At 35.4% G+C, this 18,280-nt stretch carries 21 protein-coding genes and 1 other annotated feature; of the genes, 7 read left to right on the plus strand and 14 right to left on the minus strand.

Going from position 1 to position 18,280, the window contains the following annotated elements; genetic code table 11:
- Positions 1-56: 56 nt before the first annotated feature.
- The 5 genes from D2K60_RS18305 to zapA form a co-directional block, all read right to left on the minus strand.
- Positions 57-464 (minus strand): DUF350 domain-containing protein, encoded by a 408-nt coding sequence (locus D2K60_RS18305; RefSeq protein WP_117170509.1) that lies wholly within the window; start codon positions 462-464, stop codon positions 57-59.
- 74 nt (positions 465-538) lie between these two features.
- The gene (locus D2K60_RS18310; protein ID WP_117170510.1) at positions 539-2,881 is read right to left on the minus strand and encodes an endonuclease MutS2; all 2,343 of its coding nucleotides are present in this window, start codon (positions 2,879-2,881) and stop codon (positions 539-541) included.
- Positions 2,882-2,896: 15 nt separating this feature from the next.
- Positions 2,897-4,615, minus strand: coding sequence for a DNA polymerase/3'-5' exonuclease PolX (gene polX, locus D2K60_RS18315; protein WP_117170511.1), 1,719 nt, complete (start codon positions 4,613-4,615; stop codon positions 2,897-2,899).
- A gap of 94 nt (positions 4,616-4,709) precedes the next feature.
- A complete protein-coding gene (locus D2K60_RS18320; protein WP_117170512.1) occupies positions 4,710-5,264 on the minus strand; it encodes a CvpA family protein in 555 nt (184 codons plus the stop codon).
- A 7-nt stretch (positions 5,265-5,271) separates the two neighbouring features.
- On the minus strand, positions 5,272-5,532 hold the full coding sequence (zapA, locus tag D2K60_RS18325; protein ID WP_117170513.1) for a cell division protein ZapA: 261 nt from the start codon (positions 5,530-5,532) through the stop codon (positions 5,272-5,274).
- A gap of 132 nt (positions 5,533-5,664) precedes the next feature.
- On the opposite strand from zapA, the gene rnhC reads away from it, so the two are divergent.
- On the plus strand, positions 5,665-6,597 hold the full coding sequence (rnhC, locus tag D2K60_RS18330; protein WP_117170514.1) for a ribonuclease HIII: 933 nt from the start codon (positions 5,665-5,667) through the stop codon (positions 6,595-6,597).
- 39 nt (positions 6,598-6,636) lie between these two features.
- Positions 6,637-7,533 (plus strand): S66 peptidase family protein, encoded by an 897-nt coding sequence (locus D2K60_RS18335; RefSeq protein ID WP_117170515.1) that lies wholly within the window; start codon positions 6,637-6,639, stop codon positions 7,531-7,533.
- Between the two features lie 128 nt (positions 7,534-7,661).
- Here D2K60_RS18335 and D2K60_RS18340 read toward each other — a convergent pair whose 3' ends face one another.
- Entirely contained in the window at positions 7,662-7,928 is a 267-nt protein-coding gene (locus tag D2K60_RS18340; RefSeq protein WP_117170516.1) for a hypothetical protein, read from the minus strand.
- 157 nt (positions 7,929-8,085) lie between these two features.
- On the opposite strand from D2K60_RS18340, the gene D2K60_RS18345 reads away from it, so the two are divergent.
- Positions 8,086-8,310 (plus strand): helix-turn-helix transcriptional regulator, encoded by a 225-nt coding sequence (locus D2K60_RS18345; RefSeq protein ID WP_117170517.1) that lies wholly within the window; start codon positions 8,086-8,088, stop codon positions 8,308-8,310.
- Positions 8,311-8,726: 416 nt separating this feature from the next.
- Here the strand turns inward: D2K60_RS18345 and D2K60_RS18355 are convergent, their stop codons facing one another.
- Positions 8,727-8,927 carry a hypothetical protein gene (locus D2K60_RS18355; protein WP_117170519.1) on the minus strand — a complete coding sequence of 67 codons (201 nt, stop codon included), beginning with the start codon at positions 8,925-8,927 and terminating at the stop codon, positions 8,727-8,729.
- Positions 8,928-9,093: 166 nt separating this feature from the next.
- On the opposite strand from D2K60_RS18355, the gene D2K60_RS18360 reads away from it, so the two are divergent.
- Positions 9,094-9,294 carry a hypothetical protein gene (locus tag D2K60_RS18360; protein WP_117170520.1) on the plus strand — a complete coding sequence of 67 codons (201 nt, stop codon included), beginning with the start codon at positions 9,094-9,096 and terminating at the stop codon, positions 9,292-9,294.
- Positions 9,295-9,401: 107 nt separating this feature from the next.
- Here the strand turns inward: D2K60_RS18360 and pheT are convergent, their stop codons facing one another.
- From pheT to D2K60_RS18375, 3 genes are all read right to left on the minus strand, one after another.
- The gene (pheT, locus tag D2K60_RS18365) at positions 9,402-11,825 is read right to left on the minus strand and encodes a phenylalanine--tRNA ligase subunit beta (RefSeq protein ID WP_117170521.1); all 2,424 of its coding nucleotides are present in this window, start codon (positions 11,823-11,825) and stop codon (positions 9,402-9,404) included.
- A gap of 15 nt (positions 11,826-11,840) precedes the next feature.
- Entirely contained in the window at positions 11,841-12,875 is a 1,035-nt protein-coding gene (gene pheS, locus D2K60_RS18370; RefSeq protein ID WP_117170522.1) for a phenylalanine--tRNA ligase subunit alpha, read from the minus strand.
- A gap of 66 nt (positions 12,876-12,941) precedes the next feature.
- Positions 12,942-13,177: a binding site (T-box leader), on the minus strand.
- A 71-nt stretch (positions 13,178-13,248) separates the two neighbouring features.
- Positions 13,249-13,995: a TrmH family RNA methyltransferase gene (locus D2K60_RS18375; RefSeq protein ID WP_117170523.1), complete on the minus strand. Its 747-nt coding sequence runs from the start codon at positions 13,993-13,995 to the stop codon at positions 13,249-13,251.
- Between the two features lie 99 nt (positions 13,996-14,094).
- Here D2K60_RS18375 and sspI point away from each other — a divergent pair, with 99 nt between their 5' ends.
- Together sspI and D2K60_RS18385 are read left to right on the plus strand one after the other, a co-directional pair.
- Positions 14,095-14,310, plus strand: a complete 216-nt coding sequence (gene sspI / locus D2K60_RS18380; protein ID WP_117170524.1) for a small acid-soluble spore protein SspI — start codon at positions 14,095-14,097, stop codon at positions 14,308-14,310.
- 128 nt (positions 14,311-14,438) lie between these two features.
- Entirely contained in the window at positions 14,439-15,050 is a 612-nt protein-coding gene (locus D2K60_RS18385) for a lytic transglycosylase domain-containing protein (RefSeq protein ID WP_117170525.1), read from the plus strand.
- Between the two features lie 51 nt (positions 15,051-15,101).
- Here the strand turns inward: D2K60_RS18385 and D2K60_RS18390 are convergent, their stop codons facing one another.
- The gene (locus tag D2K60_RS18390) at positions 15,102-16,187 is read right to left on the minus strand and encodes a M42 family metallopeptidase (protein ID WP_117170526.1); all 1,086 of its coding nucleotides are present in this window, start codon (positions 16,185-16,187) and stop codon (positions 15,102-15,104) included.
- 67 nt (positions 16,188-16,254) lie between these two features.
- Positions 16,255-16,740, minus strand: a complete 486-nt coding sequence (locus D2K60_RS18395; protein ID WP_117170527.1) for a dUTP diphosphatase — start codon at positions 16,738-16,740, stop codon at positions 16,255-16,257.
- Between the two features lie 130 nt (positions 16,741-16,870).
- Between D2K60_RS18395 and D2K60_RS18400 the strand changes: the two genes are divergently transcribed.
- A complete protein-coding gene (locus D2K60_RS18400) occupies positions 16,871-17,260 on the plus strand; it encodes a sigma-w pathway protein ysdB (protein ID WP_117170674.1) in 390 nt (129 codons plus the stop codon).
- Between the two features lie 38 nt (positions 17,261-17,298).
- Here D2K60_RS18400 and D2K60_RS18405 read toward each other — a convergent pair whose 3' ends face one another.
- Positions 17,299-17,886 carry a TVP38/TMEM64 family protein gene (locus D2K60_RS18405; protein ID WP_117170528.1) on the minus strand — a complete coding sequence of 196 codons (588 nt, stop codon included), beginning with the start codon at positions 17,884-17,886 and terminating at the stop codon, positions 17,299-17,301.
- Between the two features lie 68 nt (positions 17,887-17,954).
- Positions 17,955-18,221, minus strand: a complete 267-nt coding sequence (locus D2K60_RS18410) for a DUF1294 domain-containing protein (protein ID WP_117170529.1) — start codon at positions 18,219-18,221, stop codon at positions 17,955-17,957.
- Positions 18,222-18,280: the final 59 nt, after the last annotated feature.

The following is an 18,280-nucleotide window of genomic DNA, read 5'->3' on the forward strand; positions in this document are numbered from 1 at the left end:
ACTAGTTTGCTCATAGCTTACTTTACCCGTTAAAAATGACCTCATACAAACTTCTTTTAACCAATGCTTGCTCCAATAATAAACGACAATCCAATTGAAATCACCATCGAGATAAATCCAACAGCACGATTGTCATTTTCAATTTCCGTATCAATTTTATACGTTGGTGTTATAAATTCAAAAATGAAATAGCCAATTAGTAATAAGAAAAAGCCAAACGCACCCCATCCAACACTTTCTAGTATCGAATCATTATGTTCAATGGAAAAACGAAAGACATTAGCAATACCAAAAATTTTCCCGCCAGTAGCCATTGCCACCGCAAGGTTACCTTTTTTTATCTCATCCCAGTTTTTATAAGAAGTGACTAACTCAAACACGACAAGAGATAGAATAATACATAATATTACAACACTATAGCGTGCAGCAGTTTCAATATAAATATTTTCCCAAAAAGAAGTCATTGTATACACCCCAACCTATTATTACTAAGCATTTTATCATAGAAATAGGCATTTAGATAGTGATATAACCCGAATCAAAATTCTAATATGGTTACGCCACTACCGCCTTCATTCATACTTCCTGCTCGTTGGTTGCTAATATGTCTATGTTTTTTTGCGAATTCCTGTACACCTTTTCGAAGTGCACCTGTTCCTTTACCATGTATGATCGAAACATTTGGATAACCCGCTAACAGTGCATCATCCACATATTTCTCTAATTCACGAAGTGCATCTTCATAACGTTCGCCTCGCAAATCAAGTTCTGTTTTCACATGGCCATTCGAGCCTTTAACAGTAGTCACCTTTTTTTCTACAACTGGCTCATCTCTTTTAATGAATTGTAAGTCTTTACGTTTGGCTTTGATCTTCATCATTCCAACTTGAATTTGGTATTCATTTTTACCTGGTTGATCTATAATTATCCCGTTCTGATTTAGAGTTGCTACTATCACTTCATCGCCAACTTTTAATTCAGTTGTGCTATCTGATTGTTTCGATGGTTTTGTTGCTTTTTTCGTTGACAGGTTCGGTTGTGCCTCATCAAATAATTTCCGCGCCTCAATCCATTCATGTTCTTTTAATGTTGCCCCGTGCTTCATTTCACGAATGGTAGCTACAATTTGTTCTGCTTCATCACGGGCGTTTTGTAATGCTTTTTCAGCCTTTTTCTCCGCTTTTTGATAAAGAGATTCCCTTTTTTGATCAAACAACTGCCATTGTTTTTCTAAATCTTCTTTCAATTGTTCTGACTCAGCTAAAACTTTTTCGGCCTCTTCATAGTCATTCTCTGCGTTAAGCCTAGCAGTTTCAAGCGAAGCAATCATATTTTCTACACTGGTTGAATCCGTACCAATATGACTTTTAGCAGAAACAATGACGTCCTCTCTCAAACCTAATCGACGCGATATTTCAAACGCATTACTTCGACCTGGTACACCAATTAATAACCGGTATGTTGGACGTAATGATTCGATATCAAATTCAACAGAGGCATTGACTACACCAACTCTATTATAGCCATAGGCTTTTAATTCAGGATAGTGTGTTGTCGCAATAATTCGTGCATTACGACCTACAACGTCATCTAAAATCGCCATTGCTAAAGCCGCGCCTTCTTGTGGATCTGTTCCAGCACCTAACTCATCAAATAAAACTAAAGTCTTCTCATTGACACGCTCTAAGATATCTACAATATTTGTCATATGCGAAGAAAATGTACTTAAGCTTTGTTCAATTGACTGCTCATCACCAATATCAGCAAATACATCAGCAAATACAGCCAATTCACACCCATCAAGTGCTGGTACTTGCAATCCTGATTGTGCCATTAGTGTACAGAGACCGACCATTTTTAGCGTAACTGTTTTACCACCTGTGTTTGGTCCTGTTATAACAATCGCATGGTAACTATCACCTAACTCAACATCATTTGCCACGACTTCATCATCACCTAATAATGGGTGACGTGCTTGTTTCATTTTAATAATTCCTTGATCATTCATTTTCGGCATAGCTGCTCGCATTGATTGTCCCAATTTAGCTCTAGCAAAGATAAAGTCTAAAGTAGCTAATGTTGTAACGTTTTGTCTTAAAAACCCTTCATCTTCTGCAATTCGCATCGTTAACTCACGTAAAATCCGCTCAACTTCCATTTTCTCTTGTACTCTTGCTTCTTGTAGTTGATTATTTAACTCTACAACTGCTTGAGGCTCCATAAATAACGTTTGTCCCGAAGATGATTGATCATGCACAATTCCACCAATTGCTCCACGATACTCCTGTTTGACTGGTAACACATAGCGATCATTACGAATCGTCACAATTGCATCAGATAACATTTTAGCCTTGGATTTCGTATAACTGTCTAAGCGATCTCTTACCCGACTTTCATTTGTTCTAATTTTTGTTCGGAGCGTACGTAATTTATCAGATGCACCGTCCATTACATGTCCATTTTCATCGATACAATTTCTGATCTCACGTTCTAATTCACTTAACGGGTCAATTTGTTCCACAAGTTCATTGATAATTGGTATTTCCAACTCTTCAATCGATTCTATAAAACGACGCAGTGTTTTACCGCCATAAATTGTACCAGCGATATCCAAACATTCTTTTGGATTTAATACGCCACCAATTTCTGCACGCTTAATACTTGGTTTAATATCAACGATACCTCCAAGTGGAACATTTCCATACAAGCGTACAATACTAACCGCTTCGTCCGTTTCGTCTTGTAAACGAATTACTTCAGCTAAATCAGTAGATGGCTTTAAGCGATTTGCACTTTCCTTCCCTAAAGAAGAAGCGGCTTGATCTTTTAGCATCTGAATAATTCTATTAAATTCTAAAACCTTAAATATTCGCGGGTTCATTATTTGTGACTCCTTTTAACGTTTACTTTTAAAAAGTTCAATCAGGTCATCCTTTGTCCATGTATTAACTACTGTTTCTGGACGCAACCAACCCTTTTTAGCGACACGAACTCCCTCTTCCATGAAAGACATCGTTTTATAACTATGTGCATCCGTGTTAATAGCAATTTTCACACCTTGTTCCTGTGCTTTTTCAATCCATTTTGCTGATAAATCGAAGCGATTAGGATTTGCATTTAGTTCCAATATCGTATTCGTTTCTTTCGCTTTCGCAATTAACGCTTCTACATTCGCACGATATCCCTCTCTACGACCAATTATACGTCCTGTTGGATGCGCGATAATATTAACGTATGGGTTTTCAAGCGCTGTTGTTAATCGTTTCATAATTTCTTCTTCAGTTTGGTTGAAGCTGGAATGGATTGCACCAATAACGTAGTCCATTTCTTGGAGAAAATCATCCGTAAAATCTAAAGAACCATCTGGACGAATATCCATTTCTACCCCAGCAAAAATATGAATTTCAGGATATTCTCCCTTTAATCTTTCAATTTCTTCTCGTTGTTTACGTAAGCGTGTTTCATCAAGTCCATTTGCTACTTTCAAAAATTTCGAGTGATCTGTAATTGCTATATATTCATACTTACGTTCTATCGCCATCTTAACCATTTCTTCTGCAGATTGAGCTCCATCGCTCCACGTTGTGTGCATGTGTAAATCGCCGCGGATATCTTCTATTGAAATAAGCGATACATCTTTTTCAAACGCCTCAAGTTCCCCGTTATTTTGACGAAGTTCCGGTGTTATATAATGCAAACCAAAATGTTTGAAAAAGGCTGCTTCTGTTTCAAATGTCTCAACTTCACCCGTTTCGGTATTTTCGACTCCATACTCACTTATTTTTTCCCCTTGTTGTTTTGCACGTTGACGTAATGCAACATTGTGATCCTTTGATCCAGTAAAATGATGAAGCGTTGTCGCAAAAGCTTCTGGTGCTACGATTCGGAAATCAACAGAAACATCAAGACGTTTCTCTAACACAACAGATACTTTTGTTTCTCCAGATGCAATGACTTCTTTTATCAAATCAATCTGTAATAATGCATCACGAACTGCTAAAGGATCCTTACTTGCAATAATAAAATCAAGGTCTTTTACCGTTTCTCTCATACGTCGAATACTTCCTGCTCTAGAAAAACGCTCGACTACTTCTACACTGCTTAAGTATGTTTCAATTTCATCTACAATTGGTAACATAAAAGCAATTGGTAAACGTTCTGGTCTCGTAGAAGCCTCAGAAATTGATTTTAATATTTTATCTGCCGTTTTTTGTCCAAAACCTTTTAAATTGGCAACAGCACCACTTTCACAAGCTGCTTTTAATGTATCAGCATCAATTACTTCTAATTCTTTATAGAGCTTGGCGATTTTCTTCCCACCTAATCCAGGTAAATCTAATAATGGTACAAGTCCTTCTGGTACTTCTTTTTGCAACGATTCAAGTGTCTCTGATTGTTCGGCTTGAATATATTCATCAATTACAGCAGCAGTACCTTTACCAATACCATTTATAGCTGTAAAGTCCGTTATTTCATTTAATGATCGATCATCTGTTTCAAGTGCTTGTGCAGCTTTACGATAAGCTCCTATTTTAAATGGATTTTCACCTTTTAACTCTAAATATACTGCAATTGTATCCAACAAACGTATCACATCTTTTTTATCAATTGTCATTGTTTCTCCTCCACACTAATAGTTGTTATAACCTGAGAAAACCCTTGCTATTATGATTCACAAGGGTTTTCAATATTCCATGAAATAAAATATATCAATCACCGATTAGACTGATGACATGATCAAACCACAATGTTTTAATTTGTTCTGATAAAACAGGTGTATGTTCAATGATGAAAGCAGCTATTGATGACCCTTCCATTGCTTGTTGTACAGATCCATTTGGCACCAGTGCTACTATGTATAAAATAACAAACAAAATGAAGTATGTTTCAAGAAAACCAAATATTCCACCCAACAAACCATTTATTGAGTTCAAAATTGGTAATTCCGCAACAAAATCAAGCATAGAGCTAATAATATTCAAAATAATTTTAGTGACAAAAAATATTAACGCAAACGCAATTGCATTATAAAAAGCACTCTCTAATGGTAATGCTTCCAGAAACACAGCCCATGTTTCCCCTTCTGCTAAATCCGGGTATGGTATCCACATTTCTAATTTATTGGAAAGATTGTCATAGTACATCGCTGCAACGATAAATGCTACAATAAAACCAATTAAATGAAACGCTTGTAATATAAAGCCTCGCTTTAAGCCTCTTAGCACGCCTAATATAAGTAATCCAATTAGTATAATATCTATCATGATCTTTTTATTCCTCTTTCATTTGTATTGAACGTTTGAGTTCTTCGTACTGTTTTTCTAAGTTCATATAATCATTCATTGTATTTACTGCTGTCAATACAGCTAACTTTGTTGTATCTAAGCTTTTGTTAGCTGCGTGTATCTCACGCATTTTATCATCTACTAGAGTTGCCACCATTCGAACATGGTGGGCATTCGCTTTTCCCATTATCGTATATTGTTTACCATATATGTCAACTGTTGTTCGTGTTTTATTTGTTTGGGACACGATTATACCCCCCTCACTTGATTCAATTATTCCTAAATTTAATAGTAACATGAACACAATCATTTAGGAAACTATTCTCTTTCCATTATCTTTGTTATAATAGATATATATCATGAATATAAAGGAGATCATATGGGACAAATTGAATTAACACTTTCCACAAAGAAAACCGAAGAAATGAAACAAGCATATGAATCTATGCTGAAAGATGCCCCAGAAGGTGCACTTTTTGCAGCAACAACGCCAAACAGTTCCATTACTGCTTACGAATCTGGTAAAGTATTATTTGAAGGTGAAAATCCTGAAATAGATGCTGAACAATGGGAAACTCCAGATGCTTATGAAGAAAAAACAAAAAAGGCGAAGAAAAAGCCAAAGCATGGTTACGAACCTGATCCTGGTCTTTTCAACCAATCACATATTGGATCAGATGAGGCCGGAACTGGTGATTACTTTGGACCAGTAACTGTTGGAGCTGTATATGTGAAAGCTGAACAGATGAACATGTTAAAAGAATTAGGCGTAAAAGAGTCAAAAAACTTGACGGATTCAACGATTCAAACAATTGCTAAGAAATTGTTACAATTAGAAATTCCATACGCTCTTGTGATTTTACATAATGAAAAATACAATGAGCTTCAACAAAAAGGTTGGACACAAGGTAAGATTAAGACAATGCTACATCACCAAGCGATTACCAACGTCCTTAAAAAAATTGCACCTAAAGAGCCAATGGGCATTTTAATTGATCAATTTTCTCAACCAAGTGTTTACGAAAAGCATTTGCGTGCCGAAGATGCCACGTTACAAAACAATGTTTACTTTTTAACAAAAGCCGAAAGTCATTCTATCGCCGTTGCAGCAGGTTCGATTCTTGCTCGAGCTAGTTACTTACAGGAAATGAATAAACTTTCAGCAGAAGCTGGCTTTACCTTACCTAAAGGTGCATCTGCAAAAGTGGATAGCGTTGCAGGAACTATTTTAGAACGTGGTGGTCGCGAAGAACTTGAAAAATATAGTAAAATACATTTTGGCAATACAAAAAAAGCAGAAGCCTATCTTTAGGACCCTGCTTTTTTTATTTCTAGGTAAAGGAGGGTTTTTATGGGACCGCTATTAACAAATGGAGATACTGTAGGAATCATCTCATGTTCAGATGGGAAACAGCCAGAAAGTGAAACAACTATTAAACGTTTAGCTGAAGTTTTAACAAGGTTAGAACTCCAAACCAAATTCGCTAAGACGATATATCAAATTGGCGACACACCATTTAGTGGTACGCCTCAAAAAAGGGCTAAAGAATTAATGCACTTATATCTTGATCCATCTATTAAAGCGATCTTTGATATTTCTGGCGGTGATACAGCCAATCAAATTTTACCTTATTTAGATTTTCAACTAATCAGTAAGCATCCAAAGCCATTTTTCGGTATAAGTGATTTATCTGTTTTACTTAATGGAATCCATACACGTTCTGGTGTTTGTAATTACCATTTTAAAATTGCTACTCTGGTTGGCGACCGTGCATATGACCAAATCGATCTTTTTAACACTTTGTTTTTTAAAGAAAATCAATCTGCTAATCCGTTTATAACCTTCTCTTATACTTTCTTACGCGGAAACATGCTAGATGGAACAGTAATTGGTGGTAATATTAGATGTTTCTTAAAATTAGCAGGTACACCTTATTTACCGAATCCAACCAACAAGATATTATTTCTTGAAAGTCTCGGTGGGGCTGCAAATAGAACTGCTTCATTATTAGCACAACTTGACCAAATTGGCTATTTCAATCAATGTAATGGCGTACTATTAGGTACATTCACAGAAATGGAATCAAATATGGTCCAACCAACAGTGGAGGAACTTGCTTTAGAGATTACAGATAAGTATCAACTGCCTATTGCAAAAACAAATCAGCTCGGGCACGGATCTAATGGACATTGCTTACCCATAGGGGCTGACATTCACTTGTCATCGAAGGACGAGATGGTATTTTAGCTTTGAAACATTATTTTGTGATCATTCCAGTCAGTTTGTGATCAAAATTGCTGGATTATGATCATTTTTAGGATTTTGTGATCAACTTATTGCGTATCTGATCATTTCAGTCGGTTTTGTGATCATTACTAATCGGTTTTATTATCAAAATATTTTTTATATCTTGTTTCGCTAAAAAACCAACTTATGATGCCATATATTAAACCAAATATCACAGCATTTAGAATATAAACAGGTAGCGCTTCAAATGTATTAGTAAAGAAATAATCCAGTCCCCAGCTGATTAAAAAGAACAGTATACCACCTAAAAGAACACCATATAAAAGTACATACTTCCACTTACCCATCTTTCTAATCTTTTCCCATCTTTGCCATTGTGCCTCTTTATTAGCCATAAACATTCACTTCCTTTCTTATTACATACGTTCACATGATTATATTAACATATTTAGAAATTAATTTATAACTATGTATTTTTAGGTTTCATACGTTAAATATAGTTTACAAAATGTAAACTATAACATACAATAAAAACAAGGAGTTGTAGTAGAGATGAAGAAAAATGGTCAATTATATAATCGATTACATGTTTTAAGAGCTGAAAAAAAATGGTCTCAACAAGAATTAGCAACTCGTGTTGGTGTTACCCGACAAACTATTGCTTCTATAGAATCCAATCGCTTTAATCCATCTTTAATTTTAGCTTTTGAAATTTCAGCTAGCTTTGATAAAGAAATTTTTGAAGTTTTTCAATACAAAATAAACGCGAAGGAATAGTTTCGATTGCAATACTATTCCAAAAATATTTATAGAAAGGATCTGGTAAAATGTTCGCATTAGTTTATATATTATTAGTTCCAATATTCATTATTTTCCTATATATTTCATTGAAATTTATTTGGGGTAACGAAAGTAAGGATGAGCGTGGAGAACACATCATTAATATGTCCTATAAGGTATCATCACCTATATTTCCAATTGGATGGTTACTAACAGAGGTGTATCACGCTCATCTAAAGGAGCTAACATTTAATACTTATCGCGACTGCATATGGGTGCTTGTACTATTGACATTTATCGTACAAGGAATTGTAATAACTCGATTGAAAAGTAAAATATAAATTGAATTCCAAGGATTCAATCACGTCTGCCTATGTAACAAAAACGCTATAGAAAAGGTCCAACATCATGCTCTATAGCTTATCTTTTTCCTTCAGCAAAGTATCTAATTTCTCTTCAATTCTAGTTAAGTCACTTTTTCTTTTTTTACCATGAGTAATTAATTTTACAATAAGAATTATAAATAAAATAAATATAATAAGTACAATAAAAGAAATAACAGTGAAAAGTATATCACCGATGTTAAATCCACTTAATCCTGCAGCTAAAAACATGGTATTCCCCTCCTTATCGATTTAATTTTAATATACTTATTAAAATTATCATAGCATAATATAACATTATTTAACATTAAGCTGAAATTTAAATAGATTAATTCATAAAATCAAACCTTATAAATTGAAACAATCTGAACATATTAACAATTGAGGTGATGATTAGATGGAACAAAATAAGAAAGATCTAACTATACAAGAAGAAAAAAATCGTGAACGCATAAGTGTTGACTCTGGATTAAGTAATAACTTATTAGACATCGATAGAGAGCAACATGGCGATTCGATAAATGAGCACAAAAATAGAGAAGCTGGCAATACTTTTATTGCAGATAAAGTGATTAAACAAACGTTTAACAACTCATAAATACAATCAAATCAAATAAATCCGACAGCGTCTAAAGTATTAGACGCTGTCGGATTTTATAGTGTTTATAAAAAACAACTAATTATTTAACTTTCTAAATGTTAGAATTATCCTCTTAATTCCGCTTGATGTCCTGCTTTTACAGCGGTTAAAATTGCTTGATAAGAGTTTTCTACTTCTTCATCTGTTAGAGTTCTCTCTGGATCAAGATAAAGTAAATTAAATGCGAGTGATTTCTTACCAGCTTCTAAGTTCTCTCCTTGATAAAGATCGAATACGCGTACTTCTTTCACTAAATTCCCTGCTGAAGCCTCTATTGTAGCTTGAATAGATCCTGCTGGAACTTCTTGATCTACGACTAAAGCGATATCCCGTGAAACGGTTGGGAAACGTGGAATCTTCGCAAAGTTTGGCTCATCTATATGGGCATCCATTACATGATCCAAATCAATATCACATACATACGTATCTTTTAAATCAAATGTCTGTTGCAAGCGTGGATGTACTTGGCCAATAAAGCCTACTACAACATTATTTATTTTCACTTGCGCTGTTCTACCTGGATGCATTCCTTCGATTACTGTTTCTTCAAAAGTTGCAACAAGATTTAAACGATCCAGTAACCCTTCTAACATGCCTTTTACAAGATAAAAATCAACTGCCTTTTTCTCCTGTTGCCATGGATGTGTTAACCATTCACCTGTGATTGCTATAGTTGCTCTAATTTTTTCTTCTGGCTGTTTCGTTACATTTTCCTCTTTTGATAGGAAAACAGAGCCAACTTCATAATAGCCTAGGTTAACTTGTTTTCTCGCAATATTATACGAAAGAGAATCAAGCATTTCCGGTAATATACTTAAACGTAGTGTACTATGTTCTTCACTCATTGGCATAGAAAGCTGTACAGGCGTGTACGCCGCTTCCTTGATTTCAGGACTCACCAACATTGTTGCCCGTTCCTTCGTTGTTAACGAGTACGTAATAGCTTCCATCAAGCCAGCACTTTCGAAGTATTTCTTCACTTCGCGTTTAACAGTTTGACGCTTTGTTAAACCTCCAGCTTGTGCTCCTTGAGGTAATGTGTAAGGCAACAAATCATACCCATAAATGCGTGCAATTTCTTCCAACATATCTTCAAAAATTGTGATATCTTGTCTACGTGTTGGTACGTAAATCTTGAATGTTGCTTCGTTTTTGTCAAAATTAAATCCAAGCTTTCGGAGAATATCAGCGATATCTTCTGCAGAGATATCTGTACCAAGACGATTATTCACACGATCCGCTTCAATTATTACCTCTTTTTCTGACCTATCTAACTGATCAAACTCAGCTACACCAGATAAAACCTTACCATTAGCATATTGACTTAGTAACTGACAAGCACGCAGTCCAGCACGTTTGACACGATTTGGATCAACACCTTTTTCAAAACGTGTACTCGATTCACTTCTTAGACCATGGTCCTTAGAAGCTATTCGCACTACTTTTGGATCAAAATACGCTGCTTCTAAGAGGACAGTTGTCGTTTCATCTGTAACCTCTGCGTTTGCACCACCCATTACACCCGCTAGTGCTGTTGGTATCGTGCCATTTGTAATAACAAGATGGTCGGTTTTTAATGTACGCTCTTGATCATCTAATGTTTGTATTAATTCACTTTCTTTTGCTCGTCGAACAATAATTTCATTTGAACCAAACTGATCAAAGTCAAACGCATGTAATGGCTGACCATATTCAAGCAATACATAGTTTGTAATATCAACCACATTGTTAATCGGTCGTATACCAGCTGCCATTAAATAATTTGACATCCATAATGGTGAAGGTCCAACTTTAATATTTCGCACAACGAATGCACCGTAATACGGATTTAACTCCGGTGCTTCTACTGTAACCTTAACTTGGTCTGTTGCTTTTTCTGCGGTTGTCTCAACCGTTTCATCAGGTAGTTGCACAGGTACATCTAAAATTGCCGCTACTTCATATGCCACACCAAGCATACTTAGTGCATCTGAACGATTTGGTGTTAAGCCTAATTCTAAGATTGCGTCGTCTAAATTCAATAACGTAGCTGCTTCTGTCCCTACTTCTACATCGCTAGGAAAAACAAAAATGCCATCTGCAATATCTTTCGGTACAAACTTCTCTTCTATCCCTAACTCTTGTAAGGAACAAATCATACCGTTAGATTCAACGCCACGAAGTTTAGCTTTCTTGATTTTGAAATTGCCAGGTAACACAGCCCCTGGTTTTGCTACTGCTACCTTTTGTCCTTTTGCAATATTTGGCGCACCACAAATAATTTGTAGTGTCTCATCACCCACGTTAACCTGACAAAGATTTAATTTATCAGCGTTAGGATGTTTCTCACATTCTTCTACATAGCCAACAACAACATTTGTACTTTTGGCTGCTATATATTCAATGCCTTCTACTTCAATTCCGGTCTTTGTAATTTTATCTGCTAATGATTCCGGTGAAATGTCACCTAAATCAACATATTGTTTTAACCAATTCATCGATACGAGCATGTATATCCCTCCTAGTTACGCTTTATGATATTGTTTTAAGAATCGAGCATCATTCGTATAAAAATGGCGAATATCATCGACACCGTATTTCAACATTGCAATACGCTCTGGTCCCATTCCAAACGCAAAGCCACTATAGACCTTAGGATCATATCCGGCCATTTCCAATACATCTGGGTGAACCATACCGCCACCAAGAATTTCAATCCAGCCTGTGTTTTTACAAACAGAACAGCCTTCTCCACCACAAACCTTACAAGAAATATCCATTTCAACTGATGGTTCTGTAAACGGGAAAAAGCTTGGACGTAAACGAATTTCTCTTTCTTCTCCAAAAAATTGTTTAGCGAATTGATTTAAGACACCTTTTAAATCACTCATTTTAACATCTTTATCAACATATAGACCCTCGACTTGTGTAAACTGATGCGAGTGTGTCGCATCATCCGTATCACGGCGATAAACTTTTCCAGGGCAAATCATTTTCACTGCTTTGCTACCTTTATATTCACCCATTGTTCGTGCTTGAACAGGAGAAGTATGTGTGCGCAATAACAATTCTTCTGTAATATAGAATGAATCTTGCATATCACGAGCTGGGTGGTCTTTTGGTAAATTTAATGCTTCAAAATTATAATAATCTGTTTCTACTTCTGGACCTTCACGCACTTCAAAGCCCATCCCAATAAATAAATCTTCAATTTCTTCAACAATACTTGTTAATAGATGTGGTCCTCCAACCTGAACCGGCCTACCTGGTAACGTAACATCAATTTTTTCAGTTAATAGTTTTTCATCTAAAGCTTTTGTTTCTAGTGTTGCTTTCTTTTCATCTAATTGTGTCGCAATAGCTTCACGAACTTTATTAGCTAAATCACCGATAACTGGGCGTTCTTCAGCAGATAGTTTACCCATTCCTCTTAATACTTCTGTGATCGGCCCTTTTTTTCCTAAGTAGGAAACACGAACTTGCTGTAGTGCTTCTACTGTTGAAGCCTCTTCAACTTTCGCTAAAGCTTCTTCTTGTAACACTTGTAAACGTTCTTTCATGAAATAACCTCCTTAAATTTTTTCTTTTTCCGTTAAATTTACGCATATAAAAAGCCTTCATCCCATAAAAGGGACGAGGCTTCGAATCGCGGTACCACCCTTGTTGACAAAAAAATATTTGCCCACTCTAACTTGATAACGGAATTAATTCCGGAACGTTTTTACTTCATAATAAAGGTCTAAACGCCAGCTCCAGAGTGAAATTTCAACTTTACCCAATGCAAGAAGCTTACAGTCTAAGGCTTCTTTTCCCTGAATCATCGAATCGTTATAAAGTTTACTGACTCTTTCGTTGCTTGTAAGTATATATGTATCTTGTCTTATTATAGAAAATTCCAAAGAAAGATGCAACTAATATTCTTAAAAATTAGCTTTATTGTTTTGCTGCCACAATTTGATAGAGCATGATACCCGTTGCCACACTAACATTTAAAGACTCTGCTCGGCCATAGATTGGGATATGGACCCGTTGATCTGCTTCTTCTAACAAATTATGAGCAACTCCAGCACCTTCGTTTCCAACAATTAATGCTATTTTTTCTGGAATGGCTATCTCTTGAATTGGACTTGCTTGTTCTAATGTTGAACCCCAAATGCTCACATTCTGTCCTTTTAATTCCTTTGTGTATGCTAGTAGATTCTTTCTTGCAATCGGTAAGTGAAAAAGTGATCCTTGTGATGCTCGAATTACTTTATCATTATAAAGATCAACTGTTCCATCACCTAACACCACAGCATCAAAACCTGCTGCATCGGCAGTTCGAATCATTGTTCCAACATTTCCAGGATCTTGAATCGCATCAAGTAATAACAGTTTTTCGTTTTTTATGATATCCAATTCTTTCATTTGAACAACCGCAGCAATTCCTTGTGGTGCTTTCGTATCTGTAAGATGTTGCATTACGTTATCCGTAACATACGTAATTTCATCTATTGAAACGCCTGCTGGTACTTGAACACCCTCTTGCAGAACAATAGCCTCTACCATCCAATCACTGCTTAGTACCTCTTGGACAAGATGCAATCCCTCTATTAAAAATAGTTGCTGAAGCTCACGATGTTTCTTGATTTTTAATTTATTCCATTGTTTAATCGTTTCATTTTTTACTGATGTAATCATTATATTCATCCTTTATTTATTCTCTTCCCTATCATACATATTTTTACTAGGTCTGGTCAAACTAATAGTAGTAAAAATATATTATAACGGGGTGAATGTATGGATTTAAATCTACGTAAAGCAATTTTGGCTAATGTATCAGATAATGATCAATCACAATTAGAAGCAACAATAGTTGATGCTATTGAAAGTGGCGAAGAAAAAATGTTACCTGGATTAGGTGTATTATTTGAATTAATTTGGCAACAATCTGATCAAAGTGAGCAAAAAGAAATGCTTGATTTATTAGAACAAGGTGTAAAACAAATACAGTAGTGATCGATTACATGGAGTTGTTCATTTGAGCAACTCTTTTTGTTTTTTTCAAAAGATAAATACTAATTGCTATAATAGAGCCCATCCGTTAAAATAGAAGTAATAATAGAACGAAATGAGGTACATTAATGGATATCAGATTGTTGCAAAATATGATGCAGGCACAAGCCATGTCTAATTTCTCATCAAACAGCTCAACTAATTCTTCTAGCTCCTCGATGTTTGAAGAAATGTTCCAAATGATGATGAGTGAATTGACCTCAACAACAAACGATACTTCTTCCAGTCGTGAAAGTATACAATCTAATACACTGACGAACAAAAGTTTATATAATACAATCTCTCCAGTTCAGCAAAATATCTCAGGTGATGTAACTGATATTATTGAACAAGCTGCTTCAAGGTATGGTGTTGATAAGAGTTTAATTCAATCCGTAATCAAAGCTGAATCAAATTATGACCAAAATGCAGTTAGTAGTGCAGGTGCACAAGGATATATGCAACTTATGCCTGCTACAGCAAAAGGCCTGGGTGTCACTGATTCTTTCAACGCGCAACAAAATATCTTTGGTGGTACGAAATACTTGAGTCAGATGCTTGATCGCTATGATGGTGATACTACATTAGCATTAGCGGCTTATAATGCAGGACAAGGTAACGTTGATAAATATGATGGTATACCACCATTTAAAGAAACACAGAATTATGTTAAAAAAGTAATGAATAGCTATTTAGCATAAACACTAAAAAGTGACGAAGATTTTCTAATCTTCGTCACTTTTTTTATGCAATTAACCAAATGTTATTTCTTTCACTTTATCAGCATCTAGACCTTTAATTACTTCAACAATTAATTTTACCGCATTATCAAAATCATCCTGATGGATAATCGCAGCATGGGTGTGAATATAACGGGAAGCAATACCAATTGATAGAGCAGGAACACCATTTGCTGTTAGATGAATCGATCCTGAATCAGTACCACCTGCAGCAAGTGTTGCATATTGATATGGAATGTTGTTCTTATCCGCAGTTCCAACAACAAAGTCCCGAACACCTTTATGTGAAATCATTGAAGCGTCAAATAATACGATCTGAGGTCCTTCACCTATCTTGCTGTCCGCTTCTTTTGGTGAAATTCCTGGTGTATCACCCGCAATACCTACATCAACTGCAAAACCAATATCAGGTTTTATCACACTTGTCGCTGTTTTCGCACCACGTAACCCAACTTCTTCTTGCACGGTTCCAACACCATAGACAACGTTTGGATGTTCTTCGCCTTTTAAATGTTTTAAGACTTCAATAGCAATAGCACAGCCAATGCGGTTATCCCATGCTTTCGCTAGAAGTAACTTCTCATTTTTCATTTGCGTGAACTCAAAGTATGGGACAGCTGAATCACCAGGGCGTACGCCAAAGGACTCTGCCTCTTCTTTACTTGTTGCACCGATGTCAATAAACATATCTTTTATTTCTACTGGCTTTTTACGTGCCTCAGCAGGCATGATATGAGGTGGTTTTGATCCTATAATACCAGTGATGTCACCATTAGCTGTCACAATTGTGACACGTTGTGCTAACATTACTTGCCCCCACCAGCCACCAATCGTTTGAAAATAAATAAAACCATTATCATCTATTCGTGTCACCATAAAACCAACTTCATCTAGGTGACCTGCAATCATAATTTTTGGTCCATCTTCTTGGCCTACTTTTTTGGCGATCAAACTACCAAGATTATCGGTATAAACCTCTGTAGCGTATGGAGAGATATACCTTTCCATAACCTCACGCGCTTCTCTTTCATTACCTGATATTCCTTTTGCATCTGTTAATTCTTTAAGCATTGTTAACTTTTCATTTAATTTTGCCATTATGTATTTCCTCCTTCTAACACCATCAATTATAGACTTCCGCCTCTTTATATTCAAAGATTATTACTTAATAATTGGTATCTTGTCTTGTGAAATTAACTTTATTTTTCTCGAAATAGGCTTGTTGAATATCTTCTTCTTGAAAACCAAGCACTTCCCCTAAACGTAAAAAAGCAGTAAATAGTTCTTTGTAATTTAGGACTGTTGGTTCTTTTTTCAGCTGATTTATCTTCTCATAAACAAGGTTAAACAGAGCCGTTGCATCACCCTCTATTGGCTCGCCTTCAAATGTTTCTTTTGTATAACCCAAGTCAATTCCAATAGATAATATAAAATGAACACCATCAACGTATTCTTCCAAAATAACTGCCTTCTCACTCGGCGCTTTATTACTCCAAAATTTAAAACAGCGCGTTTCATTAGCTAGTTCTCCAACTTCAACTAATAACGCTAATATTTTTTTATCAAACAAATCATTTGCATGTATCTGATGATTTGTTTGAATATAAGTATCAAGTTGTTCTTGCATGGTAAATAATTTTAACCAATCCATAAAAATCTCCCTTATGTATAACCTTTTTTTAAACAACATTTATTATAACATGAAAAAAGTGAAACCTAATAGTAGTATCATTCGTAGATAGTTAAAGAACTGTTTACTTGACAAGGAGTCGGTGAAAATGATTATAGTTTTTATATTCCGTTTATTACTATTTGTCGCTATTGCCTTTTTATTCTACACCGTATATCAATATATTATTAATCCGAAACGAAAGTTAGAGGTAGCAAAGAATAAAAGAGCATTCTATTTTCTTGATGAATCTGATAATATCAAAAAGAACTTTCTAATGACATATAAAGGAATTTTATTTGAAGGAGAAAAGTATCTTGGTACAACAGAGAATTCCTTTGATGTAATCAACATTAGTGTTTCAACACATAATCCTGATGCGTTGAAAGGTTTGGAACGTAATGATTTATATTTTCTTGAAGAGGAAATCTTAATTCACTATCCATACGCAACTGTAGAGTGGAAACAACCAATAAATAGTTTATTACTCATAAAAAATTGAAACGAGTTTAGTTTATACTCGTTTCAATTTTTTATTTGCTATATACCTGCATTGGACGGCTTTACGTTAAAAAAGTCCTGCCAGCCTATGCGTATCTCTTTTCTTCTTAAAATGTACAAAAGTGGCAGAATACCAAGTATTACACTGCCTGCAACTAACGGGGAAAAGTTCGTAATTGATCTGCCGATAGAAGTATAAACAACTGCAAGTGGTACGTTTGATACAAAGGATGTACGCATATAATCTTTTAGTTGTGCGGAGATTTCTATAATACATAGTGATAACAGGTGAAAGTGAATAAACGGAATAAGGCGCAAAATAGCAATTTGCCCTGTTGTAAAATTTGCATGTTCTCCTATTATTTTTTGTTTCATTCTAACAAACCTATCCATTGTTGCTGGCATACGCTTTGTCATTTTGTAAAAAATAAAGCTAGATATCGTGATCCCTATTACAGAATAAATAATTCCTGGAATCACACCAAATAATATCCCGCCCGTTATACATAGAAAAACGACTGGCAGAAATAAAAGCGGACGTAATAAATGTAAGACAATAAACAATAGTGGAGCAAAAACTCCTCCTGTTTGAACGACTGTCATAACGTAAACACTGATGTATTCCATAGTAAGCCCCCTCTAGATGTGTCTACACTATTAACTATATGACAAGAGACGAGCTATTATGACAGTTTTTAGATATACCAGTAAATCAAAATTATAATTGTTATATGTAACATAATAACCAACGGCATGCCAATCGTAAATGCTTTATGCTTTGTCTTATGTCGAAACAGCTGCATGCCTAGTAAACTGCCAAATGCACCACCCATTACTGCACTAAACCATAACGTCTTTTCAGGTATACGCCATTTTCCTTTCTTTGCCTTCCGCTTATCTAAGCCCATCAATATAAAAGCAATCAAATTAACCAAAAAGACATAAATGATAATGTACTTCATTATTTTCCTTCTTTCCTTTTTTATTTAAATGAAGACGGTATTTTCATAAACTACGACGT

The organism is Paraliobacillus sediminis (genome assembly GCF_003426055.1).

Excerpts from the sequence above, each read along its gene's own strand:
- D2K60_RS18305 (WP_117170509.1), bottom strand. The coding sequence starts at position 464 with ATGACTTCTTTTTGGGAAAATATTTATATTGAAACTGCTGCACGCTAT.
- D2K60_RS18310 (WP_117170510.1), bottom strand. The coding sequence starts at position 2,881 with ATGAACCCGCGAATATTTAAGGTTTTAGAATTTAATAGAATTATTCAG.
- polX (WP_117170511.1), bottom strand. The coding sequence starts at position 4,615 with ATGACAATTGATAAAAAAGATGTGATACGTTTGTTGGATACAATTGCA.
- D2K60_RS18320 (WP_117170512.1), bottom strand. The coding sequence starts at position 5,264 with ATGATAGATATTATACTAATTGGATTACTTATATTAGGCGTGCTAAGA.
- rnhC (WP_117170514.1), top strand. The coding sequence starts at position 5,665 with ATGGGACAAATTGAATTAACACTTTCCACAAAGAAAACCGAAGAAATG.
- D2K60_RS18335 (WP_117170515.1), top strand. The coding sequence starts at position 6,637 with ATGGGACCGCTATTAACAAATGGAGATACTGTAGGAATCATCTCATGT.
- D2K60_RS18340 (WP_117170516.1), bottom strand. The coding sequence starts at position 7,928 with ATGGCTAATAAAGAGGCACAATGGCAAAGATGGGAAAAGATTAGAAAG.
- D2K60_RS18345 (WP_117170517.1), top strand. The coding sequence starts at position 8,086 with ATGAAGAAAAATGGTCAATTATATAATCGATTACATGTTTTAAGAGCT.
- D2K60_RS18355 (WP_117170519.1), bottom strand. The coding sequence starts at position 8,927 with ATGTTTTTAGCTGCAGGATTAAGTGGATTTAACATCGGTGATATACTT.
- D2K60_RS18360 (WP_117170520.1), top strand. The coding sequence starts at position 9,094 with ATGGAACAAAATAAGAAAGATCTAACTATACAAGAAGAAAAAAATCGT.
- pheT (WP_117170521.1), bottom strand. The coding sequence starts at position 11,825 with ATGCTCGTATCGATGAATTGGTTAAAACAATATGTTGATTTAGGTGAC.
- pheS (WP_117170522.1), bottom strand. The coding sequence starts at position 12,875 with ATGAAAGAACGTTTACAAGTGTTACAAGAAGAAGCTTTAGCGAAAGTT.
- D2K60_RS18375 (WP_117170523.1), bottom strand. The coding sequence starts at position 13,995 with ATGATTACATCAGTAAAAAATGAAACGATTAAACAATGGAATAAATTA.
- sspI (WP_117170524.1), top strand. The coding sequence starts at position 14,095 with ATGGATTTAAATCTACGTAAAGCAATTTTGGCTAATGTATCAGATAAT.
- D2K60_RS18385 (WP_117170525.1), top strand. The coding sequence starts at position 14,439 with ATGGATATCAGATTGTTGCAAAATATGATGCAGGCACAAGCCATGTCT.
- D2K60_RS18390 (WP_117170526.1), bottom strand. The coding sequence starts at position 16,187 with ATGGCAAAATTAAATGAAAAGTTAACAATGCTTAAAGAATTAACAGAT.
- D2K60_RS18395 (WP_117170527.1), bottom strand. The coding sequence starts at position 16,740 with ATGGATTGGTTAAAATTATTTACCATGCAAGAACAACTTGATACTTAT.
- D2K60_RS18405 (WP_117170528.1), bottom strand. The coding sequence starts at position 17,886 with ATGGAATACATCAGTGTTTACGTTATGACAGTCGTTCAAACAGGAGGA.
- D2K60_RS18410 (WP_117170529.1), bottom strand. The coding sequence starts at position 18,221 with ATGAAGTACATTATCATTTATGTCTTTTTGGTTAATTTGATTGCTTTT.